Raw genomic sequence first — 24,848 nt, forward strand, 5'->3', positions numbered from 1 at the left:
GGAGTGTCAGAATACCCTGCCCGACGGCAGGGTTCCAAGGTTTAGCCAACAATCAGAACGTTTCCCAGTTATCTTGCGAAGCACTATTACGCGTCTCGGGGGCCGGGCGAGGTGTTGAGGTATTTTTAGGTGCAGATGGCGCGCTATGACTTTGGCTGGTTTCAGCCTCTGATTCAGACAGCCGGAACACCGCGACCGCTTGTGCCAGTAAGATAGCTTGCTCGGCCAGTGAATCAGCGGCGGCGGCAGATTCTTCCACTAACGCGGCATTCTGCTGTGTTGTGCTGTCCATTTCAGAAATAGCCTGGCTCACTTGCGTGATGCCGCGGCTTTGCTCATCAGACGCTGAGGCAATTTCGGCCATAATATCGCGCACATGGGTCACGGAGCGGACGATATCTTCCATGGTTTGCCCCGCATTTTGTACCAATGATGTGCCCGCATTCACTTGTGATACCGACTCGCCAATCAGCCCTTCAATTTCTTTCGCCGCCTGCGCACTACGTTGTGCCAGATTGCGAACTTCGCTCGCGACCACAGCAAAACCACGGCCTTGCTCACCGGCGCGAGCAGCTTCGACTGCGGCGTTCAGTGCCAAAATATTGGTCTGGAATGCAATGCTGTTAATCACCGAGGTGATTTCAGAAATACGTTTAGAGCTGCCAGAGATATCGTTCATGGTGCGCACCACATCATTGACCAGCTTGCCACCTTGTTGGGCGGTTTGTGATGCCTCGGTTGCCAGTTGATTGGCGTGGTGGGCATTGTCGGCATTCTGTTTAACCGTGGCATTCAACTGTTCCATGCTGGCGGCAGTTTCCTCTACAGCAGCGGCTTGTTGCTCGGTACGGGATGATAAATCAGTGTTACCGGCCGCAATCTCGCCGGAAGCATGAGAAACTTGGCTGACGCCAATGCGGATTTCATCAATCATGGCGCGCAGATTTTCATTCATTCGGGCAACGGCATTCATCAGCAGGCCCAGTTCATCAGTACGATTTGATGTGGTCGCCGCAGTTAAATCCCCGGTGGCGATACGTTCAGCCATTGCCAGAGTGGTGCGCAGTGGCACCGTAATTTGGCGGGTCATACGCCACGAGATCAACAAGCCAAACAGCAGGGCGGCAATGGCCGCGATGGCTAATTGCAATTGTGCATTATTAATTTCGTCGTGAGTGCCTTGCAACTCTTGGGTGAATAGATGAGTCGCGAGTTTATTCAGCTCATTGGCATTGGCTTCCATCACTTTTCCCACTTCCAGCTCTTGCTGATAAGCCGGTAGATAGGCCAGCACATTGTCTTTATAGGCACTGAGGCTAGAGATGACAGGGAGCAATAGCTTTTGTTGGTCGGCTGATAATACCGGCATAAAAGCATTCGCCGCACTGTTGGCAATATTGATTGAGGTAATCAGCGATGATTCTGCCTCCTGGTTGCGATCCAGCAATAAACCGCGCGCGTTATAGCGCACGGTCATTAATTTCTGATTCATTTCTGCCAGTAAAATCTGGGTGTTGGTATCCGCCCCTTCATTGAGCAAGCTTTGTTGTAACTCGTTGAGATTCTTCTGGGTTTCAGAGATATTCCAACTTTTTCGCACATCATCTTTATGGGTCACGGCATTCACGAAATTACTCTGTTGTTGCAGATATTCCTCAACCACATCGGCAATACCGCCAATAATTTTACGATTCTCTGCCGACCAACTCAGCTCTTCGCTTTGGGTTAAAAGATTTTTTATATTATTGATATGTTGCGAATTTTCTTTGATGTATTGCAGGTCATAGGTCCGTTCATAGAGCGCACGGTTATATTTTGCCTGATTGGCTTCATCATTTATTTTGTAACTTAGATCGACTTTATAAGCATGTTCTTCAATGACGGAGAAATGATAAGCGGTGGTACCAGCGATGATCCCAACTAACAACAACATCAGAAAAAAGCTTAATCCCAGCTTTTTTCCAACCTTCATGTTTTCAAAGTTACCAAAAACTTTGCTAAATGCTGCCATGTTCTTCTCCGTTATGCGGTGTTTGTGCTGTAAATCAATCAGCGTAGGTGAGTTTTGGGGAGTCTAATTATTAGAGGAATGAAGGGGACTGGATGAACGTGGAACAGCCTTGGCAAGAGTACTTTTCCCAAACGTTTTTGTGACAACATTCATAGACTCATGCCATAAATGCCAGCAACCTTCTTGTACAATCTATCGGCAGGAATTGGCTAAACTTTAACAATAAAAAATGCCAGCAAGGAGGCCTTGCTGGCACGATTAAAGATACGTTTGCGAGTTTTCGCTAATTACTTGGCTTGAGCGAAACGCGCTGCTGCTTCGTCCCAGTTAACCACGTTCCAGAATGCTTTGATGTAGTCTGGGCGACGGTTTTGGAATTTCAGGTAGTAAGCATGTTCCCACACATCCAGGCCCACAATTGGGAAGCCAGATGCACCAGAAACAGCTTCACCCATCAGCGGGCTGTCTTGGTTAGCAGTAGAAACTACCGCCAGTTTGCCGTCGTCTTTCAGCACCAGCCAGGCCCAGCCTGAACCGAAGCGAGTGGCCGCAGCTTGTTCAAATTTCTCTTTGAAGCTGTCAACGCTGCCGAAGTCGCGTTCGATAGCTGCTTTCAGATCACCAGTCAGGGTAGTGCCTAATTTCAGGCCTTTCCAGAACAGGCTGTGGTTAGCATGGCCACCGGCATTGTTACGCATGAAAGTGCGTTTTTCAGCAGGAACTTTGTCCAGATCTTTGATCAGATCTTCAACACTCAGTTTAGCCAGCTCAGGGAAGCTCTCCAACACCGTGTTCGCATTGTTAACATAGGTTTGGTGGTGTTTGGTGTGATGGATTTCCATCGTCTGCTTATCGAAGTGTGGTTCCAGGGCGTCATAAGCATAAGGCAGGGATGGCAGTGAGTAACTCATAATCATCGTCTCCGTAGGTGTAGGGCGGCGCAAAAAAAGTAAGCACCGCGTAAGCATTCGGATCATTATAGTTAATTAAATGATATTGAAAATGATTATCAATGCCGTACAGTTTGTGTGGTTTTTGAGGTTGAATCAACGAGCAAGCGTTTATGCGTGGGATCTTAGAACATTAATATCACGCTAATTTTTTAGATTTTTCTTTCCGTTTAAGGAAATCATCCAATGTGATTACCCGACTCAGCTCTTCTTGAATTCGGTTGTCATTTTGTACTTCCCAAATATCAACATTGGCCTGAAGATTTATCCAAAACTCTTCAGAAGTATCAAATGCTTTAGCTAATCTAAATGCCATATCTGTGGTCAGTTTGCGGTTATTGTTAACCAAGGCGCTGATGGTATTCCTATGCACCTGAAGCATTTCCGCCAGATCATTAATTTTTATGCCTGTTGGTTCAATATATTCATACAACAAGACGTCACCAACAGAGGTTGGCTTGCGCTGTGCTTGGACCATATTATTTTCCTCAAACTATTTTCTTCAACCCTAAATGGCACTGAGATGACTATCTGTGCTTCTTGTAACCATGCGCATCAAGGTATAAATCGTTAGCCTTGCCATTCGCCCACACAAATATAAGTCGGTACTGATCATTAATACGAATAGAAGAGTAGCCTCCTAATGGCGGATTCAGCTCTTCATAACGATTGGCGGGGGGTGAGCGTAAATCTTTATAACTTATTGCGGCGTTTATAATATCCAGCTTTCTGGCGAGCACATTTTCTATACTTGCGGGTATTTTTCGGTGCCTGCCGCCGTGCTCGAAGAAACCCTCAAGCCACGTATCGCGAAAACTGCCGATACTTCTCTTTTTATGCTTATCCATTCTCAGCCTCATCCGTTAGGCAGTTGAATAATCATACGGGAAAAATGCACTCTTGCACAGTGCTTAAGTGCGTTTTTGACTGATGCGCTGCGGATGGGTATATACCGTGGCTCTGCCGGGTTTACTGAAGCCGACCAGGGTTAAATTACAGCGGTTTGCCACTTCAACCGCTAAGGTTGTTGCAGCAGAAACAGCAAATAAAATTTCGGCACCGCACATGGCGGTTTTCTGCACCATCTCATAGCTGGCACGGCTGGAAACTAATACTGCACCTTGCTGCCAGGGTTGTTTGGCCCGAATCCCTAGCAGCTTATCCAGTGCTACATGGCGGCCGACATCTTCACACCCTCCCAATAATTCCCCTTGTGGAGTAATCCAGGCCGCTGCATGAGTACAACCCGTCAGTTGTCCTACAGTTTGTACTTGTTTGAGTTGTGAAAGCGCGCGGTCCAATTGATTCAAATTAAAAGTTTGTGTGAAAGGCAGTGGCTCGATGGGGCGGAAAATATCGTCCAACTGCTCAATACCGCAGACACCACATCCCGTACGGCCCGCCATCGCGCGACGGCGTTCTTTTAGGCCAGCAAAACGGCGGCTGGATAACTCGATATTAACTTCGATGCCGTTACAACTGGGGCTGACATCAATGGCATAGATTTCGTGTGGTGCAGAAATAATGCCTTCCGAGAGCGAAAACCCGAGAGCGAAAGCTTCTAAATCTTTGGGGGTCGCCATCATCACCACATGAGAAATACCGTTATACACCAACGCAACCGGCACTTCTTCCGCCAGCCAATCCAGTTGTGGCTCTGTCATTTGATGACGCTGTAGCACGTTAAGTTGTTTGGCACCGCAAATTTCGGTGGAAAGGTCATTTTCTGAAGGTTTGATCTGGCTCACTATGCGGTCCTGAAAGTTATAACCCATAATCACAATGTGGTAACATTCACATCAAGAATAGTGTGGCTATATTCTGTTATCAGAAATGTATCCCACACTGAAAAGCTGGATATCGCGTAAGCGATTTTAACGCCTCCCATTTCGTTGAGGGAAGCGTGGACTGAATTTTAAATTCATACCCAAAATAATTCGAGTTGCATGAAGGTGGCAAGCGAATGAGTCCCAATGAGCTTAGTTAAGTAAGTGATTTGGGTGAGCGACAGCAGCCAACGCACATATCGCTCGAAGTATGAAGGGTAAAACACTGTAACAATCGTGAGATGAAGGAGAGACCCATGCAGGTCAGCAGAAGGCAGTTCTTTAAGATCTGCGCTGGCGGTATGGCGGGAACCACGGTCGCGGCACTCGGCTTTACGCCGTCAGTGGCGCTAGCGGAAACGCGCAATTATAAATTGCTGCGCGCCCGTGAAACGCGGAATACCTGCACATATTGCTCTGTCGGTTGCGGGCTTTTGATGTATAGCCTCGGCGACGGCGCGAAAAACGCCAAAGAGAGTATTTTCCACATTGAAGGGGATCCGGATCACCCGGTAAACCGTGGGGCACTTTGTCCAAAAGGTGCCGGCCTGGTGGACTTTATCCATAGCGAAAGCCGCCTGAAATATCCCGAATACCGCGCGCCGGGCTCTGATAAATGGCAGAGAATCACTTGGGATGATGCTTTTACCCGCATTGCCAAGCTGATGAAAGAAGACCGAGACGCTAACTTCATTAAGACCAACGACGCCGGTGTTACCGTCAACCGTTGGCTGAGTACCGGTATGCTGTGTGCCTCGGCATCCAGTAATGAAACGGGTTATTTGACCCAGAAATTTAGTCGCGCTCTCGGCATGCTTGCCGTAGACAACCAAGCACGTGTCTGACACGGACCAACGGTAGCAAGTCTTGCTCCAACATTTGGTCGCGGTGCGATGACCAACCACTGGGTTGATATCAAGAACGCGAATTTAATTATCGTCATGGGCGGTAATGCGGCAGAAGCGCATCCGGTGGGATTCCGCTGGGCGATGGAAGCCAAGATCCACAACAATGCCAAGCTGATCGTGATAGATCCGCGCTTTACCCGTACTGCGTCGGTGGCCGATTTCTATACGCCAATCCGCTCCGGTACCGATATTGCGTTCCTGTCCGGCGTATTGTTGTACCTGATCACCAACGAAAAAATTAACCGCGAATACGTCGAAGCCTATACCAACGCCAGCTTGCTGGTGCGGGAAGATTTTACCTTCGATGATGGCCTGTTCAGTGGCTATGACGCCGAAAACCGCAAATACGACAAAACCACCTGGAACTACCAGTTGGATGAAAACGGCTTTGCGAAACGCGATGTCACGCTGCAAGACCCGCGCTGTGTGTGGAACCTGCTGAAAGAGCATATCAGCCGCTACACGCCGGATGTGGTCTCCAATATTTGTGGTACGCCGAAAGAAGATTTCCTGACGGTATGTGAATATATCGCTGAAACCAGTGCTGCCGATAAAACGGCTTCATTCCTGTACGCCTTGGGCTGGACGCAACACTCCGTGGGTGCGCAGAACATTCGTACCATGGCGATGATTCAGTTGCTGCTGGGTAATATGGGCATGGCGGGCGGCGGCGTGAACGCCTTGCGCGGTCACTCTAATATTCAGGGTCTGACTGACCTCGGTTTGCTGTCGCAAAGCCTGCCGGGTTATATGAACCTGCCGTCAGAAAAACAGCCAGATATTGAAACTTACCTCAAAGCCAACACGCCGAAAACCCTGTTGCCGGGCCAGGTAAACTACTGGAGCAATTATCCGAAATTCTTTGTCAGTATGATGAAGAGCTTCTATGGCGATAAAGCCCAGAAAGAAAATAGCTGGGGCTACGACTGGTTGCCGAAGTGGGATAAAGGCTACGACGTCTTGCAGTATTTCGAGATGATGTCGCAGGGCAAAGTGAATGGCTATCTGTGCCAAGGCTTTAACCCGGTTGCTTCATTCCCGAACAAAAACAAAGTGGTAGGGGCGCTGTCGAAACTGAAGTTCTTGGTCACTATTGACCCGCTCAATACTGAGACGGCGAACTTCTGGCAAAACCACGGTGAATTTAATGACGTCGATCCGGCGAAAATTCAGACCGAAGTGTTCCGCTTACCATCAAGTTGCTTTGCTGAAGAAAATGGCTCTATTGTTAACTCGGGCCGCTGGCTGCAATGGCACTGGAAAGGTGCTGATGCCCCAGGAGAAGCGCTGAACGACGGTGAAATTCTGGCGGGCATCTTTATGCGTATGCGCGAGATGTATCGCCGGGAAGGCGGTGCGGTGCCAGAACAGGTGCTTAATATGACCTGGGATTACCTGACCCCAGGAAATCCAGCGCCAGAAGAAGTGGCAATGGAGAGCAACGGTAAAGCGCTGGCAGATATCACCGATGCCGATGGCAAGATTCTGGTCAAAAAAGGCGAGCAGCTTAGTACGTTCGCTCACTTGCGTGATGACGGTACTACCGCCAGTGGTTGCTGGATATTTGCGGGTAGCTGGACGCCAGCGGGTAATCAGATGGCGCGGCGTGATAACGCAGACCCATCCGGCCTTGGTAATACGTTGGGCTGGGCATGGGCATGGCCGCTTAACCGCCGCATTCTGTATAACCGTGCTTCTGCCGACCCACAGGGTAAACCTTGGGATCCGAAACGCCAGTTGCTGGAGTGGGATGGTGCTAAATGGACCGGGATTGATATTCCTGACTACAGCGCGGCTGCGCCGGGCAGTGATGTTGGGCCATTCATTATGCAGCCTGAAGGGATGGGGCGTCTGTTTGCCATCGACAAAATGGCCGAAGGGCCATTCCCTGAGCATTATGAGCCATTCGAAACGCCGTTGGGTACCAACCCACTGCATCCGAATGTGATATCTAACCCGGCCGCCCGTGTATTTAAAGACGATTTGGCCGCGATGGGTTCTCATGAGCAATTCCCGTATGTCGGTACCACTTATCGTCTGACCGAGCATTTCCACTACTGGACTAAGCACGCGTTGCTCAACGCTATCGCGCAGCCGGAACAGTTTGTGGAAATTGGCGAAAAACTGGCAGCGAAAAAGGGCATCAAACAGGGCGATACCGTAAAAGTCAGCTCCAACCGTGGCTATATCAAGGCCAAGGCGGTGGTGACCAAACGTATTCGCACACTGAATGTCCATGGACAGGAAGTGGACACCATTGGTATTCCGATTCACTGGGGATACGAAGGGGTGGCGAGAAAAGGCTTCCTGGCCAATACCCTAACGCCGTTTGTCGGTGACGCTAATACGCAAACGCCAGAGTTTAAGGCGTTCCTGGTCAACGTGGAAAAGGTGTAACGGAGAGAACCTATGTCACTGCAAACTCAAGACATTATCCGGCGCTCCGGCACCAACTCCCTTACGCCGCCGCCACAGGATCGTAACCATCAGGAAGAGGTAGCCAAACTTATCGACGTCACCACCTGTATTGGCTGTAAAGCTTGTCAGGTGGCGTGTTCGGAGTGGAACGATATTCGTGATGAAGTGGGTTATAACGTCGGGGTGTACGATAACCCCGCTGATTTGACGGCTAAATCATGGACGGTGATGCGCTTCTCTGAAGTTGAAGATGAAGATAGCGGCAAACTGGAATGGCTGATCCGTAAGGACGGCTGCATGCATTGTGCTGACCCAGGCTGCCTGAAGGCCTGTCCGTCGGAAGGGGCAATCATTCAGTACGCTAATGGCATCGTTGATTTCCAGTCAGAGCACTGTATCGGTTGTGGTTATTGCATCGCCGGTTGCCCGTTTGATGTGCCGCGCATGAACAAAGACGATAATCGGGTGTACAAATGTACCCTGTGTGTCGATCGCGTGGGTGTCGGCCAGGAACCTGCTTGTGTGAAAACCTGCCCGACCGGGGCGATCCACTTTGGTACTAAAGAGTCGATGAAGGAAGTGGCTGCCGGCCGAGTGGCGGAGCTGAAAACCCGTGGCTTTGATAACGCTGGGTTATATGACCCGGCGGGTGTTGGCGGTACCCACGTGATGTATGTGCTGCATCATGCGGATAAACCTCAGCTTTATCATGGTTTGCCGGAGAACCCGACCATCAGCCCGACAGTGACCTTCTGGAAAGGTATCTGGAAACCACTGGCGGCGGTTGGCTTTGCAGCCACCTTTGCCGCCAGTATCTTCCATTACGTTGGTGTCGGCCCGAACCGGGTTGAAGAAGAAGAGGACGAAGAGCATAAGCCGGATGCCACACCTTCTGATACTGCGCCTAAGGAACCAGAGCAGACCACCGCTGAGCACTCAGACGACGGGGAGACGCGGAAATGAAAAAAGAAAAGCGGATCCAGCGCTACAGTGCGCCGGAGCGAATCAACCACTGGATAGTTGCCTTCTGTTTCATGCTGGCGGCTATCAGTGGTTTGGGGTTCTTCTTCCCGTCATTTAACTGGTTGATGAATATTTTTGGTACTCCCCAGCTAGCGCGCATCCTTCACCCCTTCGCTGGGGTGATTATGTTCGCAGCCTTCCTGATCATGTTTTTCCGTTACTGGAAACATAACTTGATTAACAAGGAAGACCTGGAATGGGCTAAAAATATCCACAAAATTGCCATGAATGAGGAAGTGGGCGACACTGGACGCTATAATTTTGGTCAGAAGTGCGTATTCTGGGCTGCTATTATCAGTCTGGTGCTGCTACTGGCCAGTGGCGTGGTGATTTGGCGGCCTTACTTTGCGCCTTCTTTCCCGATTCCGCTGATTCGCCTGGCACTGTTAGTGCACTCACTGGCGGCGGTGGGATTGATTATCGTGATTATGGTGCATATCTATGCCGCCCTATGGGTGAAAGGCACGATTACCGCGATGGTGGAAGGTTGGGTACCGGCAGCATGGGCTAAAAAGCACCATCCACGCTGGTATCGTGAGGTCAACGCCAAACGGCAGCTTCAGAAAAAACAGGAAGAGAAACCCTGATGAGTATTCGCATTGTTCCTAAAGATCAATTAGGAAAACAGAGCGAAAAAGGTACAACGGCGGGGAATATCCCGCCGTTACTTTTCGCGAATTTAAAAAGCCTGTATACCCGGCGCACCGAACGTTTGCAGCAGTTAGCGCTGGATAACCCATTAGCTGACTATCTGGACTTTGCGGCTAAAATTACGCAAGCCCAGCAAAAAGCGCTGCATGACCATCCGCTGGTGCTGGATATGCAAGCCGAGTTGGCGCAATCCGCGGCGAGTGGTAAACCACCGCTGGATTTGAGTGTTTTTCCGCGTACTGAACATTGGCGCAAGCTACTGTCAGCGCTGATCGCCGAGCTACGCCCGGATGCTCCCGACCATATTCAGGCGGTATTGGATAATCTGGATAAAGCCTCGGTGCATGAGCTGGAACTGTACGCCGATGCGCTGTTAAACCGCGAGTTTGCACAGATTGGCAGCGAAAAATCGCCATTTATCTGGGCCGCATTGTCACTGTATTGGGCACAAATGGCCAGCCAGATTCCTGGCAAAGCGCGTGCAGAGTATGGTGAACACCGTCAGTTCTGCCCGGTATGTGGCAGTATTCCGGTATCCAGTGTGGTACATATTGGCACCAACAATGGTTTGCGCTATTTGCACTGTAACTTGTGTGAGAGTGAGTGGCATGTGGTGCGGATTAAATGCAGTAACTGCGAACAGACGCGAGATCTAAACTACTGGTCATTGGACAGCGAGTTGGCGGCAGTGAAAGCCGAAAGCTGTGGTGATTGCGGCACTTACCTGAAAATTTTGTATCAGGAAAAAGACCCTCAAGTGGAAGCTGTCGCCGATGATTTGGCCTCGCTGATTCTCGATGCCAAGATGGAAGGCGAAGGTTTTGCCCGCAGCAGTATCAATCCGTTTTTGTTTCCCGGTGAGTAATACTTAATGCTAGCGTCAATACTGTTTAATCCACCCGCAGAGTGACGAATATCTGAGTGACTATGAGCGCAGAATCACATTTGTTATACCGTCAGTTACCGGCAATTGATCGCCTGCTGCGTGAGCCTGAAATGGCACCATTGCTGGCAGAATATGGCTCTGTTCTATTGGCTGAAACTTTACGCCAGATGCAGTTAGAGGCCAGAGAGCATATTCGTCAATTTGATAGGTTGGCTGATTGGTGTATCGACTGGCCTGCTGCTCTACGTCACCGGTTAAGCCAACGTCAGCCCGCATTAAAACCCGTCTTTAACCTGTCCGGTACCGTCCTGCATACCAATTTAGGCCGCGCGCTGTTGGCCGAATCTGCCATTTCCGCGGTGAATGACGCCATGCGCGGGGCCGTGACTCTGGAATATTCGCTGAGTGGCGCGCGTCGTGGTCATCGTGACCGGGCGGTCGCGGATTTACTCTGTGAATTGACCGGGGCTGAGGATGCTTGCATCGTCAATAACAATGCTGCGGCAGTGTTCCTGATGTTAACCGTGATGGCGGCCGGGAAACAGGTGGTGGTTTCTCGTGGCGAATTGGTCGAGATTGGCGGTGCTTTTCGCATTCCCGATGTGATGCGCCAGGCAGGCTGTGAATTAGTTGAAGTGGGGACCACCAACCGCACGCATCTGAAAGATTATCGTCAGGCTATCAATGAACATACCGGCCTGTTGATGAAGGTCCATACCAGCAATTACAGCATCGAAGGCTTTACTGCATCGGTTGCCGAGCAGCAACTGGCCACGTTGGGGCGCGAGTTTGCCATCCCTACCGCCACCGATCTGGGAAGCGGTTCGCTTATCGATATGTCTAGCTATGGTTTACCTGCCGAGCCTATGCCGCAGCAATTGATTGTGGCGGGTGTCGATTTGGTCACTTTCTCGGGTGATAAGCTGCTGGGTGGCCCTCAGGCAGGGATAATTCTGGGTAAAAAACAGTGGATTGACCAATTGCAGCAGCATCCACTCAAGCGGGTGTTGCGGGCCGATAAAATGACGCTGGCTGCGCTGGATGCGACTTTGCGCCTCTATCAGCAGCCAGACCGGTTGACCGAGCTATTACCGACCATGCGATTACTGACCCGCCCAGCAGAAGCTATCGCCGAGAGTGCCCAGCGGGTACGGGCTGCGTTGGCCGACCATTATGCTCATTTTACCCTGGCAGTAGAGCCATGCTGGTCGCAGATTGGTAGCGGCTCGTTACCGGTAGATAGATTACCCAGTTGGGCGGTGACTTTTGCCCCCAAAGATGGCAGCGGCAGTGCTTTGGAAGCGCTAACCGAGCGCTGGCGCAGTTTGGCTAAACCTGTGATTGGCCGCGTCGCTGATGGGCGCTTATGGCTGGATTTACGCTGTCTTGAGGATGAAGCAACCTTGCTCAGGGAATTGGCACCATGATTATTGCAACCGCGGGTCATGTTGACCACGGCAAAACCACACTTTTACAGGCTATTACTGGCGTGAATGCCGATCGCCTACCCGAAGAAAAACAGCGCGGGATGACGATTGATCTGGGTTATGCCTATTGGCCGCAACCTGACGGCACTATTATCGGGTTTATAGACGTGCCCGGTCATGAAAAGTTTTTAGCCAATATGCTTGCTGGCATAGGCGGTATCGACCATGCCCTGCTGGTGGTGGCCTGCGATGACGGCGTAATGGCACAAACCCGTGAGCATTTGGCCATTTTACGGTTGAGTGGGCATCCGACACTGACGGTCGCGCTAACCAAAGCCGATCGAGTTGATGACGAGCGCATTAGCCAAGTGCGCCAGCAGGTGATGGCTGAAGTGGCGGCACAGGGCTGGCAAGCAGAGCAAGTGACGCTATTTGTTACCGCGGCGACCACCTCTCTGGGTATCAGTGAATTACGCGAACATTTGGCGCACTGTTATTCGCCAGATGAAAATAACAGCCGGTTGCAACGGCGTTTTCGTCTGGCTATTGACCGCGCATTCAGTGTGAAAGGTGCCGGTCTAGTGGTGACTGGCACGGCATTGGCAGGCAAGGTCGCGGTGGGCGATACATTGTGGCTCACCGGTGGTGATTGCCCGGTTCGAGTTCGTGGTATCCATGCCCAAAACCAAGATACTCAGCAGGCGCAAGCCGGTCAACGTATTGCCCTGAATATCAGCGGCGATATTAGCAAGCAACAGATTAATCGCGGGGACTGGCTCTTAGCGCAACAGCCGCCAGAGGCGCTAGATCGCGTGCTGGTTGTCGTTGATGCAGACGCGCCGATACAGCATTGGCAACCGCTGCATTTGCACCATGCGGCCAGCCATATCACCGGGCGTTTTTCGCTGCTCAGCAGCCCGCAACCCGCTGATGATAAACCTCAATTGATATTGGCCGAGCTGTTACTGGATAACCCTCTTTGGCTGGCTGAGAATGATCGTTTAATCCTGCGGGATATTGCCGCGAAGAAGACCTTGGGCGGGGCGCGGGTCATTCATTTGGCGGTCCCTAAACGGGGCAAACGGCAGCCAGCATTCTTGACTTGGTTAACCGAGTTGGCGCAGGCAACCAGTGATCGTGAAGTCTTGGATTTGCATTTGACGCAAGGGCCGGTCTCGATACATAAGTTCAGTTGGGCGCGCCAGCTTAAAGACGCTGATACCGCCGCGTTGCTGGCGAGCACGAATAGCATTGTGGCCGGTGATATCGCGTTGTCACCCCCACATGCTCAGCAGGCGCAGCAGACACTATTACATGTTTTATGCTTATATCATCAGCAACATGGCGATCAATTGGGGCTAGGCCGTGCACGTTTGCGGCGTATGGCATTGCCGACATTAGATGAGGGTTTGGTATTTCGCCTGATTGATAACTTGCTGGTGCAAGGGGCGCTAAAAAATACCCGTGGCTGGTTGCATCTACCGCAGCATGGGTTGGCATTTACCGAGCAGGAGCAGGAGTTATGGCAGCAAGTCGCTCCCTACTTTGTTGATTCTCCGTGGTGGGTACGTGATTTGGCCGTCACACTGCCAATAGATGAAGATGAGATGCGTAGCCTGCTACGAAAAGCGGCGCAACTGGGCCATATCACCGCAATAGTTCCGGACCGCTACTATCTGAGTCAGTGTATTGAGCAGTTTGCTGATTTAGTTCGTGAGCTGGATGCCAGTCAAGGTAGCACCAGCGCCGCAGATTTTCGCGATCGGCTGGGCATTGGCCGCAAGCTGGCCATTCAGATTCTCGAATTCTTTGACCGCAGCGGATTTACCCGACGCCGGGGTAACGACCACTTCTTGCGCGACCGAGGATTGTTTTCTCCTCCTCTGCCATCATCCTAAACATCTCTTTAGATGTTTTATTCATTAAATACATCGAATTTAATGTAAATTGAATCAAATACATAATATAAGATGTATTTAATCTCTGACACATACTTATTGATGTTTTTCGTGTTTTACACATCTTATCGTATGTTTTATCTCTCAATTACATCTCTTTAGATGTGCTAGTCTTAGCGTACATCATAATTAATGTCATGAGGGCCGAATGAGAACACTCAATGATGTGGCGACACAGCTGAAAGAGATCCGCCAACAGAAAAAACTGAAACAATCAGATATGCGCTTAGTCAACGGCATGACGCAGCAGCAGGTTTCCAAATTTGAAAAAGGGGGGGATATTCAGCTCTCCACCTTTTTACGCATTTTGGCTGGTTTCGATCTGGAAATACTGTTAGTGACCAGAGAACAGGCACAGGAAATTCGCGCGGGCAGGATGACGACAAACACAGTAATAGATGATGAAAACATCACAGCACAGAATGATCCCTGGCAAACAAAATATAAAAATCTGGAGGACTAGCTGATGGCGCAGCAAGTTGAGCAAGTAGAGGGGCTGGCGCTTTATTTAGGTGATATCCGCATTGGCGTTTTGGTTCACTATACCGGTGGGCGCAATGCTTTATCGTTTGATCCTGATTATATCGCGATGCCAGAAATACGGCGGCCAATTTTTACCTTAACTCAGCAAGTTGACCCAGATTATTTACGGAAAGTACAAATTAATAAGCAAAGATTACCACCAGTATTATCTAATTTATTACCTGAAGGCGCGCTACGGAAGATGATGACAACACAGTTAAAAACTCATGAAGATAATGAGTTTCCGCTATTAGCGCGGGCTGGTGAGAATCTTGCTGGCGCTTTAGTTGCCCGCCCGCTGCTCAGAGGTAGTATTCCACAATGGGCACTGTCCGCTCACAATAAAATAGAAGCAGTACAGATAGATATAAAAAATATAGCGGATAAATTTTCTTTGGCGGGTATACAGATGAAGTTTTCATCTCGTTATCAAGATGGGCGATACTTGATAACCACCGAAGTGGGTGAGGATGACTGGATTGTTAAAACACCGTCAACAGTGCATAAAAATGTTCCCGAAAATGAATACTCAGTGATGCGCCTGGCGCAAGCCATTGGCATTGAGATCCCCGAAATAAATTTGGTTTCACTAGACGAGATCGATAATTTACCTGATATCCAACTCCCCACAGGTGAGCATGCTTATCTTATCCGCCGTTTTGATCGTTCTGCAAAAGGAACAGGGCGAATACACACGGAGGATTTTGCACAAATTTTTAATTTGTATCCCAGCAAAAAATACGCAGATAAAAATTATGAACAAATTGCCGCTGTTTTATATAACGATGCTGGTGGTTTAGCCGATCTGCAACAAATGGCTCGTCGCCTATTAGGCAATATCTTATTAGCCAATGGGGATGCCCATTTGAAAAATTGGACGGTGACTTACCCTGATGGGCGTCATGCAAAGTTATCCCCTGCATATGACATTGTATGCACTAAAGTGTATATGACAAATGAGTCCGAACTTGCATTGAGAATGGCAAAAGAGAAACAGTGGTATTTAATCAATTTTTCCACGTTCAAAAAATGGTGTGAGAGAATAGATGCGCCTTATCTGGCTATTAAGGCCCATTTAGATGATGCAATGGAAATTGCCCGTCAAACATGGCCTGATATGTTAGCCTTATTACCTATGAATGAAGCCCATAAAAAAATATTAAGGGCCCATTGGTTGCAACTACACACCGATTTTCGGCTGTAAATCATCTTTATTAAATGCTGAAGAAGAGATTCCTTCAGCATTTAATAACATTACTCCACTGCTATTGTCTCCGGCTGACGGCGGATAAATATCACCACCAAGCCCAGCCACAGCAAGCCGCTGATCAGATTAAACAGATTGAAGACGCCGCTATTGCCCCACAGGTAAGCCACTTTGGCAAATTCGATTCCTAGGGTGAAGACCATCATGCTGATCATCCCCATGGCGGCGGATACCGTCCCTTTACTGATATCACTGGAGAACAGTGTCAGTCGTACCAAACCGGCGTTTGCCAGACCAATACCAAAGGCATAAAGGCTCAGCCCAGCGGTCATCCACAGATAGGCGTGGGATGAATAGAGTGTTGAGCCAGCGGCAACCATCAGGCCAATAATCATCGGGCCTGCGCCATAGCGGATAAGCTGCGGAACGCTGGTTTTGCCACTCAATTTTGCCAGTGTCAGATTACCAATAATCAGTGCGCCGAAGATAGGAACCTGCAAGATACCGTATTCAACCGTCGAGAGCTGCTCACCACTAATCAGAATGACCGGAGATTGAGCAATCCACGCCAGCAGGGGCAGGCTGGCAAAGCCCAATGCCAGCGAACCGCACAGGAAGCGGCGGTTAGCGAGCACCAGCTTATAGTCGTGCCACATTGCACCGACTGACAGTTTCTCACCTTTGCGCGAGGCGGTTTCCGGCATAGCGCGCCACAAGCCAGCAAATGAAATGGCTCCCAGCACGGCAAATAGCACAAACATAGTCTGCCACGGGGCCACATGAATCAGGGCAGCACCGGCCAATGGTCCAAGCAGTGGAGCAATGAGTGCCACGTTTGCCATCAGTGCGGTGATTTTAATACAGACCGCTTCTTCAAATGATTCCTGAATGGTGGCGTAACCCACCGCGCCAATAAAGCACAAGCCAATGCCTTGCAGGAAACGCATGGCAATAAACTGTTCAATGGTATTGACCAGTAAAATAGCAAGACAGGTCACGACAAAGAATGCCACGCCAGCTAGCATCACCGGGCGTCGCCCACGACGGTCCGATAAGGGGCCAAGTAGCCATTGCAGGAACATACCGCCCGCTAGATAAGCGGTCATGGAAGTCGGAACCCACTCTACGCTGGCGTTAAAATCTGCCACCACCGCCAGCATACCTGGCTGAATCATATCGTTGGCGATATAGGCGGCAAATTCGAACAATACCAAACACAGAGGAAATAAAAGCGCCCGTCGACCTAAACGCGTCGCGGGTGAAAATGAAGTTTGCATAGATTAAGCTATTAATAGTAAACATAAAAAAATGAGACCGCTCAAGCAGGATGTACAATCAGAGCATGTCGGGACGGCTATTTTGCCGTCAATATAACCGTATAGCAACAATTACCCATCGTCCTTGGCTCCGCCGGATTTATTGGCTGACTGGAATGCTAATGACTTTAGGTATTTACTTTGCGTATATATTCTAATTTACGTTATTGTTTGCCATCTTATTATTTGCATTCTAAATAGATAAGTCTTTTATGTCGGTAACAGTAAGACGGGTGATAGAGAGTATGCATGACCAATAAGATTGGCTGGATTGATAATCTGCGGGCTGTGGCCTGCATTATGGTGGTCATGATCCATGCCACCACCTATTACGTCACCAGCGGTGCGCAGGTGGGGGAAGCAAACTGGGACATTGCCAATCTGCTGAATTCGGCGTCTCGGGCATGTGTGCCACTGTTCTTTATGATCTCCGGCTATCTGTTTTTTGGTGAAAAAAGCGCGCAGCCAAAGCACTTTACCCGTATCGGGCTGTGTCTGTTGTTCTACAGCTTGGTGGCGTTGATTTATATTTCGACCCTGACCTCCATCAATGGTTGGGCTGCATTGATGAATATCATGCAAAAGCCGGTGTTTTATCATTTGTGGTTTTTCTACGCCATTATCGTGGTTTATTTGGTTTCCCCGCTGATTAACGTCAAGCCGGTATCGGGCCGTTATTTGGCCGTTATCATCCTGCTGTTGGCCGTGCTGGCTAATCCACAGGCCAGTAAATATTCGATTGGCGGCTTCCATTTACTGCCGATAAACCTCTATATCTATGGCGATACTTTCTATTATCTGCTGTATGCCCTGCTGGGGCGGGCAATTGGCATGCTGGAAACTCAAGGGCGGGCCATCAGTTGGGGGGCGGCATTGCTGTTTATCGTGAGTATCATATTGATTGCCATCTCGACGGAGAAACAGACACGAATCAATGGTAGCTTCGCCGATACTTTTTATATGTATTGCGGCCCGCTGGTCTTTGTTGCTGCCGTGTCACTGCTGGTGTGGTTTAAAAACTGCCTTAACCAGCCGATTGCCTGGTTGAGTTGGCTTGCCGGGCATTCACTGGCAATTTACGGTTTCCACGCGCTGATTATTCATTTTATCCGTACCCATCATTATGATTTTACTGCTTATCCGATACTGGATATTTTCTATGTCTTCGCCTTGGCTCTGATACTGAGCACGTTATTATCGATGGGGCTACAGTGCATTGACCGGCGGCGTTTGGTCAGTTAATCACGGCGAGCCCACGTTGTTGCGCGCGACGTAGCTGGCGTCCGGATGAAAATCCGGCTGCCAGCGCCGCTTTCTCCAGATTAAGCCCTTCCTGCAAACGGACTTCAGCCACTGCCACCCGTAATTGCTCGTGAAACTCACGCACACTGATACCGACATGTTCGCGAAATAGTCGGGTCAAATGGCGGCTGCTGACATGTGCTTTTTGTGCAACCTGTAGCAGCGACCACTCCGCTTGCGGTTCTGCGGACATTACATCTTGGGCGCGATGAACTGCCGGATGAAGGTGATTGCGATAACGTAGCCAAGGTGAAAGCTGTGGGTCATCACCAGAGCGACGGAAGTAAACCACCATCTCTCGCGCCACCTCTAATGCAGTTTGTGGGCTGCAATAGCGGCTAATCAGATGCAAAGACAGGTCAATACCCGCCGTAATTCCAGCACTGGTATACACCCCACGGTCTTCAACAAATATCCGGTTCTCTTTGGTTTGCGCGCGCGGTGCTTGTTGGCGCAACCGCTCCAAAACGTGGTGATGAGTAGTGCATTGATAACCATCGAGTAATCCGGCTTGGGCCGCCAGCAATGCGCCAGAACAAACACAGACTAAGATGGTTTTTTGCTGCGCAATGGCGGCTTTCTGCTGCTGTAACCACTGACGGGCGATGGCTGCTGTTTCGGTCGCAAAGAAGTGGCGCGAATCACTCACTCCCGGCACCACCAACAAGCTGCCTTCTGGCAAATTATCAGGCAGTGACTGTAACTGGCCCAACATCATCTCGGTGGAGGACATCACCTCGGGTAATGGGCTGATATAGGCAAGTTTAAATGACCCCGCCAGCCGTAAAGTTTCCGCCGGGCCAGTTAAATCCAGCGATAACACGCCGGGCAGCAAGAGAAAGTAGACATTTCGTTGCATAATTAATCCACAGTTACCGTCAGAGTGCGGTTCATATAAGCCGGAATATCCGGAGCATGCTGTAGCAAAGTATCAACAAAAGCATCGCGCTCAAAGGCGATTACCTGCAAATCCCACACACAGAAAGATTCATCTCGTGCCGCGCGCCAAACTCCCTGTTCCTGTACCCAGACTTTCACCCGCAATTCATTTTCATTATCCCACCACCCGACAATCAAGTAATTCAGTGTCTTACCTTGATGCTCGATCACCAACCCTACCCCGGGGCGATTTACCGTTTCAGCTTCATTAGGTAACCACTGCCTAACGAGTTGATAAGCCGGGGTGTAATCGGGAGCTGCCCCTTGAGCCTGCGAATAACGAATAACATAGCGTTTCAACTGCCAACGGCTCAGGTTTTTGATACCGCTGGGCGTGATGGCTCGAGGTAAATAAGGTTGTGGTTGCCAGCTGAGGTTTTTTTCAGCGGCGGTGACGGGCGGTTGTGAATCCAATGCATCCAGAGCTTGTGCCACAGTTTTGATGGCGGCAAAACGCTCAACCAGCACGGTTTCAGTGCGCAGCTTGAGTTCCGCACTGCTGAGTAGCACGCCATTGGGTTGGGTCATCGGGAAGGTGAGTGTCGCCTCGGTGACAAATGTTACCTGATAACCCAGATCTGACGCCACGCGAGCGGTGGTTTCGCAGCATTGCTCCGTGCGCATCCCGGCAATAATCAGGTGATTGATGTGCCGCTCCTTGAGCCATTGATCCAGCCCCGAGTCAGTCAGTGCATTATGCACCCGCTTTTGCACGGTAACATCCGCTTGATGGGAAACCAGCGACATAGGTTTAACATAGCCAGAAGCCAGTGAAAACGGCCCTTCAGCGGCCACATGGAAGACATCCACCAGAGCCACGCCCCGCTGCTTGCAGCCCGTTATTAGCTGGTTTAATGCCGCAGAAAATGCCGGTAAATCTTGCGGCTGCCAAAAATCTTTATGCTCGAACGATTGTTGGACATCAATAATCAGTAATGCGCTGTTAGTCATTTCCGGCCCTCCGTTGTATGGGTAGAGGGCCATCATCACCGCGTTTTACGTTAAGTGGAATGCCAAATCCGGCCATCATAGGGAACAAAAGAGACCAGATCAGCGTGGTGATTTACATTAAGGGCAATAATTGCTGATAAAGCTGTTTAAAGGTGCCGCGACGAGCAGCGTAATACTCATGCTGTTGAGCATCAGGATAATGGGTCTGTTCCAGCGGCAGTGCGGGCAGTAAATCTGCCAATGGAATATCCGGATTCAGAGCAATTTGTGCCAATCGAGCCGCACCCAGTGCTGGGCCGACATCCCCTCCGGTGCGATACTCCAGTGTTTGGCCGCTGATATCCGCCAACATTTGCCGCCAATAGGGGCTGCGTGCGCCACCGCCAATCAATGTGACCGATTTAGGCTGCAACCCGCTGGCATGCAGGGCATCCATCCCGTCGGCTAATGCGAATCCCACTCCTTCCAGCACCGCACGCGCTAAATCTGCCTGACCATGTTGGTGAGTAAAGCCCCAGAAAGCCCCTTTAGCATTTGGGTTATTGTGAGGCGTGCGCTCGCCAGAGAGATAGGGCAGGAACCACACCGGCGTGTCTGCTGGTGGCGTATTTTCCACGGTTTTAATGAGTGCGGGAACACTCTCGGCTCCGGTGAGTTGGCAAGCCCAATCAAGACAGGATGCGGCGCTCAGCATGACGGACATCAGGTGCCAGGTATTCGGTAATGCATGGCAAAAACTGTGAACTGCACTGGCGGGATTGCTAAGGAAGCCGTCACTGACCGCAAAATAGACACCGGAAGTGCCCAGCGATAACATCGCTTGCCCGGTTTGATACAGACCAACGCCGATGGCCCCGGCAGCATTATCACCACCGCCTGCCACTACCGGCACTGGTTTTATTCCCCAGCGGCTTGCAATATCAGCGCTGACATGGCCGGTGATTTGGCTGCCTTCGAACAGGGCTGGCATGTGCTGGCGATTCAAACCACAGGCCGCCAACATTTCATCACTCCAGTCACGTTTGGCGACATCCAGCCACATTGTTCCGGCGGCATCTGACATATCAGAGGCGAAATCACCACTGATAAGAAAACGAAGATAATCTTTTGGTAACAGCACCTTATCGACCCGACTGAAAATATCTGGTTCATGTTCTGCCACCCATTTCAGTTTCGGCGCGGTAAAGCCCGGCATCATCAAGTTACCGGTAATCTGACGTGACTGCGGCACTGCTTGTTCCAGCGCCAGACACTGGGAGTAACTGCGGCCATCATTCCATAAAATGGCTGGACGTAGCACTTGACGCTGATTGTCCAGTAAGGTCGCGCCGTGCATCTGCCCGGTCAACCCAAGGGCTTTGACCTGCTGTAAATCATGTTTTGCGGCAAGGGCTTGCATGGCTTGATCAGTTGCCTGCCACCAATCGGCAGGGTTTTGTTCTGACCATAAAGGATGTGGACGAGAGACGGATAACGCAGCACCTTGGCTGGCAATCACTTGCCCGTTTTCAGCCAGCAGAATAGCTTTAACGCCGGAGGTGCCCAGATCGATGCCAATGTACATATGTTTTCCTTAATATATAGGCTATCTCACTTGCCATTTTGAGCCTGAGCAGTGCTCGGAATCCTCACGTACTACGTGTACGCTCCGGCTCCTGTGCGCTGTCCAGGCCCAAACTGCCTGCGCCAATTACGCCTATTAACTATTTGGGAATATCTAAACCTCTATCTATTCGCTGGGTCTATCAGCCGAAGATATAGCGATTCACCAGATTTTCCAGTTGCTCTTGATGCCCACTCTGGTGCTGCGGGTTCAGGTTATGTTGGCCGGCATAGCGCGCCAAATCTTCCAGCGACATTTTGCCTTTCAGGATCTGCTGACCCAGTTCAGTATTCCAACCGGCATAGCGTTTGGCGACGCGTTGATCCAATTGACCATCTTCAATCATTTTGGCCGCAATTTTCAGGGCTAACGCCATGGTGTCCATCGCCCCGATATGGCCATAAAACAGGTCATATTTGTCGGTGCTTTGGCGGCGTACTTTGGCATCAAAATTCAGGCCACCGGTGGTAAAACCGCCCGCTTTAAGAATCTCAAACATCACCAGCGCATTCTCTTCCACACTGTTCGGGAACTGGTCAGTATCCCAACCGAGTTGCGGATCTCCGCGGTTTGCATCTACCGAGCCAAAAATGCCTAAAGCAATGGCGCTAGCAATTTCATGATGGAATGAGTGGCCAGCCAGAGTGGCATGGTTGGCTTCAATATTCACTTTAATCTCTTTTTCCAGCCCAAACTGCTTGAGGAAGCCATAAACAGTCGCAACATCATAATCATATTGATGCTTAGTCGGTTCTTGTGGTTTTGGCTCAATAAGTAAGGTGCCCTGGAAACCGGTTTTGTGTTTATGCTCGACGACCATCTGCATAAAGCGGCCAATTTGCTCGCGCTCTTGGCGTAAATCAGTGTTTAACAGTGTCTCGTAGCCCTCACGTCCGCCCCATAACACATAGTTTTCGCCGCCAAGTTTTTGGGTGGCATTCATGGCAGTGAAGACTTGAGTCGCCGCCCAGCTAAAGACTTCTGGGTCTGGATTGGTTGCAGCTCCGGCCCCGTAGCGCGGATGAGTGAAGCAGTTGGCAGTACCCCATAACAGTTTTACGCCGCTGCTCTCTTGTTTCTCGGCCAATACATCGGTCATTACTGCGAAGTTATTCAGATATTCTTTAAGAGATGCCCCTTCTGGAGAAACATCGATATCGTGGAAGCAGTAATAAGGCACATTCAGTTTGTGGAAGAACTCAAAAGCGACATCAGCTTTACGTTTCGCCAAGGTGATTGCATCACCCGGTTGTTGCCATGGGCGGTTAAAGGCATTGCTACCGAACATATCGGCACCGGCCCAGCAGAATGTGTGCCAGTAACAAGCGGCGAAGCGCAGATGGTCAGCCATCCGCTTACCAAGGATAATTTCATCCGGATTGTAGTGATGAAATGCCAGCGGATTATCGCTCTGGCTGCCTTCGTAACGCACTTGTTCTAATTCATCAAAATAAGATTGCATGCAATACTCCTTGGAAGCTGGCCCGCATCGCCGGGCTGGTGAGCTTTTATCTTCGGAGTTGTTGGCCATTCTCTCAATTACGTTATTTCACACTTAAATTCAGAGAATTATTAATTGTGGCGTAGATCTCATAAATAACCGATTAATTATAGAAACACCTTAATATTCATTGCGCTGATAACATCTCTGGCTGGAATTATGTATTTTGTAGGAAAGAAAACATGATCGTTATCATAAAATTAACATTAAACCAAAAAACATAATTGGTGGATAAAAATCTGTAATTGCCGATGGACAAATAAGCGTCAACAATCCCTATTGCAGTTGATGTTTACCGTTTCTCTTACCCTGCTTGCACAATAAGAAAGGTACCGAAAGATGAAATTTAAGAACATTTTACTCTCCGCTTGCGCCGCACTGGTAATGATTAGCCAGCCCGGATTCAGTAAAGAAATTAAAATCGGTATGGCGATAGACGACCTCCGTCTTGAACGCTGGCAGAAAGACCGCGATATTTTTGTTAACAAAGCTGAGTCACTCGGTGCTAAAGTATTTGTCCAATCAGCAAATGGCAATGAAGAAACTCAAATGTCGCAAATTGAAAATATGATTAATCGCGGCGTTGATGTGTTGGTTATTATTCCCTACAACGGACAAGTATTAAGTAATGTTATTGCTGAAGCAAAACGAGAAGGGATAAAAGTTTTAGCTTATGACCGCATGATAAATAATGCTGATATTGATTTTTATATCTCCTTCGATAATGAAAAAGTCGGTGAATTACAAGCTAAAAGTTTGGTTGAAAGAGTGCCACAGGGTAATTATTTCCTGATGGGTGGCTCCCCGGTCGATAACAACGCCAAATTGTTCCGTCAGGGGCAAATGAATGTCCTTAATCCTTTGATAAAAGACGGGAAAATAAAGATTGTGGGCGACCAGTGGGTTGATGCCTGGTTACCGGAAAATGCGTTAAAAATCATGGAGAATGCGTTAACAGCGAACAATAACAATATTGATGCTGTTGTCGCCTCTAATGATGCCACTGCAGGGGGGGCTATTCAGGCATTGGCAGCACAAGGGTTGGCCGGCAAAGTGGCTATCTCCGGGCAGGATGCTGATTTGGCAGCAATAAAACGTATTGTTGCTGGCACCCAAACCATGACGGTATATAAGCCAATCAGTAAATTAGCGAATGATGCTGCAGAAATTGCCGTGACCTTAGGTAAAGGCGAACAACCGCAATCAAACAGCAAATTAAATAATGGTATTAAGGATGTTCCCGCTTATTTATTAACGCCAATTTCTGTGGATAAAAACAATATCGATAGTACAGTTATTGCTGATGGGTTCCACAAAAAATCAGATATTAATTAATTTACTGCCGGGGTTTTATCTGGCTTATTAAATTAACTGTTATTTCATATATGCCAAAGTGCTTGAGGTTGTGGCTAACACTTTACAGCCTCAAGTACGAAGGTTATATGGGGG

20 protein-coding genes are annotated in these 24,848 nt (G+C 49.5%); 10 read left to right on the forward strand and 10 right to left on the reverse strand.

Annotation, left to right across the window (positions count from 1 at the left end; all coding sequences use genetic code 11):
* Window positions 1-52: 52 nt before the first annotated feature.
* The 5 genes from FTA96_RS02475 to fdhD form a co-directional block, all read right to left on the reverse strand.
* Window positions 53-2,011, reverse strand: a complete 1,959-nt coding sequence (locus FTA96_RS02475) for a methyl-accepting chemotaxis protein (RefSeq protein ID WP_087817310.1) — start codon at window positions 2,009-2,011, stop codon at window positions 53-55.
* A 287-nt stretch (window positions 2,012-2,298) separates the two neighbouring features.
* Window positions 2,299-2,922 (reverse strand): superoxide dismutase [Mn], encoded by a 624-nt coding sequence (sodA, locus tag FTA96_RS02480; protein WP_050099416.1) that lies wholly within the window; start codon window positions 2,920-2,922, stop codon window positions 2,299-2,301.
* A 178-nt stretch (window positions 2,923-3,100) separates the two neighbouring features.
* Window positions 3,101-3,439 (reverse strand): HigA family addiction module antitoxin, encoded by a 339-nt coding sequence (locus FTA96_RS02485; RefSeq protein WP_050109237.1) that lies wholly within the window; start codon window positions 3,437-3,439, stop codon window positions 3,101-3,103.
* Between the two features lie 49 nt (window positions 3,440-3,488).
* Window positions 3,489-3,809, reverse strand: a complete 321-nt coding sequence (locus FTA96_RS02490) for a type II toxin-antitoxin system RelE/ParE family toxin (RefSeq protein WP_050123820.1) — start codon at window positions 3,807-3,809, stop codon at window positions 3,489-3,491.
* A 63-nt stretch (window positions 3,810-3,872) separates the two neighbouring features.
* Complete coding sequence (gene fdhD / locus FTA96_RS02495; protein WP_186371054.1) at window positions 3,873-4,736, reverse strand: formate dehydrogenase accessory sulfurtransferase FdhD; 864 nt, start codon at window positions 4,734-4,736, stop codon at window positions 3,873-3,875.
* A 308-nt stretch (window positions 4,737-5,044) separates the two neighbouring features.
* On the opposite strand from fdhD, the gene fdnG reads away from it, so the two are divergent.
* The 8 genes from fdnG to FTA96_RS02535 all read left to right on the forward strand — a co-directional run bounded on the left by fdnG (window position 5,045) and on the right by FTA96_RS02535 (window position 15,784).
* Window positions 5,045-8,092 carry a formate dehydrogenase-N subunit alpha gene (gene fdnG, locus FTA96_RS02500; RefSeq protein WP_145529285.1) on the forward strand — a complete coding sequence of 1,016 codons (3,048 nt, stop codon included), beginning with the start codon at window positions 5,045-5,047 and terminating at the stop codon, window positions 8,090-8,092.
* A 12-nt stretch (window positions 8,093-8,104) separates the two neighbouring features.
* Complete coding sequence (fdxH, locus tag FTA96_RS02505) at window positions 8,105-9,076, forward strand: formate dehydrogenase subunit beta (protein WP_050145993.1); 972 nt, start codon at window positions 8,105-8,107, stop codon at window positions 9,074-9,076.
* Entirely contained in the window at window positions 9,073-9,723 is a 651-nt protein-coding gene (gene fdoI, locus FTA96_RS02510; protein ID WP_050109231.1) for a formate dehydrogenase cytochrome b556 subunit, read from the forward strand. The genes fdxH and fdoI overlap by 4 nt, the downstream gene beginning before the upstream one ends.
* Window positions 9,723-10,652 carry a formate dehydrogenase accessory protein FdhE gene (gene fdhE / locus FTA96_RS02515; RefSeq protein WP_050123816.1) on the forward strand — a complete coding sequence of 310 codons (930 nt, stop codon included), beginning with the start codon at window positions 9,723-9,725 and terminating at the stop codon, window positions 10,650-10,652. Before fdoI ends, fdhE begins: the two co-directional genes overlap by 1 nt.
* A gap of 62 nt (window positions 10,653-10,714) precedes the next feature.
* Window positions 10,715-12,100, forward strand: coding sequence for an L-seryl-tRNA(Sec) selenium transferase (gene selA / locus FTA96_RS02520; RefSeq protein WP_145573114.1), 1,386 nt, complete (start codon window positions 10,715-10,717; stop codon window positions 12,098-12,100).
* A complete protein-coding gene (gene selB, locus FTA96_RS02525; RefSeq protein ID WP_145573115.1) occupies window positions 12,097-13,998 on the forward strand; it encodes a selenocysteine-specific translation elongation factor in 1,902 nt (633 codons plus the stop codon). Before selA ends, selB begins: the two co-directional genes overlap by 4 nt.
* Window positions 13,999-14,206: 208 nt before the next feature.
* Window positions 14,207-14,521: a helix-turn-helix domain-containing protein gene (locus FTA96_RS02530; RefSeq protein WP_050135218.1), complete on the forward strand. Its 315-nt coding sequence runs from the start codon at window positions 14,207-14,209 to the stop codon at window positions 14,519-14,521.
* A 3-nt stretch (window positions 14,522-14,524) separates the two neighbouring features.
* The gene (locus FTA96_RS02535) at window positions 14,525-15,784 is read left to right on the forward strand and encodes a type II toxin-antitoxin system HipA family toxin (protein ID WP_050135221.1); all 1,260 of its coding nucleotides are present in this window, start codon (window positions 14,525-14,527) and stop codon (window positions 15,782-15,784) included.
* A gap of 50 nt (window positions 15,785-15,834) precedes the next feature.
* Here FTA96_RS02535 and FTA96_RS02540 read toward each other — a convergent pair whose 3' ends face one another.
* Window positions 15,835-17,064: an MFS transporter gene (locus FTA96_RS02540; protein WP_050109225.1), complete on the reverse strand. Its 1,230-nt coding sequence runs from the start codon at window positions 17,062-17,064 to the stop codon at window positions 15,835-15,837.
* A gap of 288 nt (window positions 17,065-17,352) precedes the next feature.
* On the opposite strand from FTA96_RS02540, the gene FTA96_RS02545 reads away from it, so the two are divergent.
* The gene (locus FTA96_RS02545; protein ID WP_145573117.1) at window positions 17,353-18,345 is read left to right on the forward strand and encodes an acyltransferase; all 993 of its coding nucleotides are present in this window, start codon (window positions 17,353-17,355) and stop codon (window positions 18,343-18,345) included.
* On the opposite strand, the gene FTA96_RS02550 is transcribed toward FTA96_RS02545, so the two are convergent.
* The 4 genes from FTA96_RS02550 to xylA all read right to left on the reverse strand — a co-directional run bounded on the left by FTA96_RS02550 (window position 18,338) and on the right by xylA (window position 23,360).
* Window positions 18,338-19,264, reverse strand: coding sequence for a GlxA family transcriptional regulator (locus FTA96_RS02550; protein ID WP_145532962.1), 927 nt, complete (start codon window positions 19,262-19,264; stop codon window positions 18,338-18,340). The two genes, FTA96_RS02545 and FTA96_RS02550, sit on opposite strands and share 8 nt — an antisense overlap.
* Window positions 19,265-19,266: 2 nt before the next feature.
* Window positions 19,267-20,295, reverse strand: a complete 1,029-nt coding sequence (locus FTA96_RS02555) for an isochorismatase family protein (protein WP_186372840.1) — start codon at window positions 20,293-20,295, stop codon at window positions 19,267-19,269.
* 112 nt (window positions 20,296-20,407) lie between these two features.
* Complete coding sequence (gene xylB, locus FTA96_RS02560) at window positions 20,408-21,859, reverse strand: xylulokinase (protein WP_050123800.1); 1,452 nt, start codon at window positions 21,857-21,859, stop codon at window positions 20,408-20,410.
* 181 nt (window positions 21,860-22,040) lie between these two features.
* Window positions 22,041-23,360 (reverse strand): xylose isomerase, encoded by a 1,320-nt coding sequence (xylA, locus tag FTA96_RS02565; RefSeq protein ID WP_050109220.1) that lies wholly within the window; start codon window positions 23,358-23,360, stop codon window positions 22,041-22,043.
* A 378-nt stretch (window positions 23,361-23,738) separates the two neighbouring features.
* On the opposite strand from xylA, the gene xylF reads away from it, so the two are divergent.
* Window positions 23,739-24,734, forward strand: coding sequence for a D-xylose ABC transporter substrate-binding protein (gene xylF / locus FTA96_RS02570; protein WP_145573120.1), 996 nt, complete (start codon window positions 23,739-23,741; stop codon window positions 24,732-24,734).
* Window positions 24,735-24,848: the final 114 nt, after the last annotated feature.

Origin of the sequence: Yersinia alsatica, from assembly GCF_902170305.1 — a bacterium.
Classification (GTDB): Bacteria; Pseudomonadota; Gammaproteobacteria; order Enterobacterales; family Enterobacteriaceae; genus Yersinia; species Yersinia alsatica.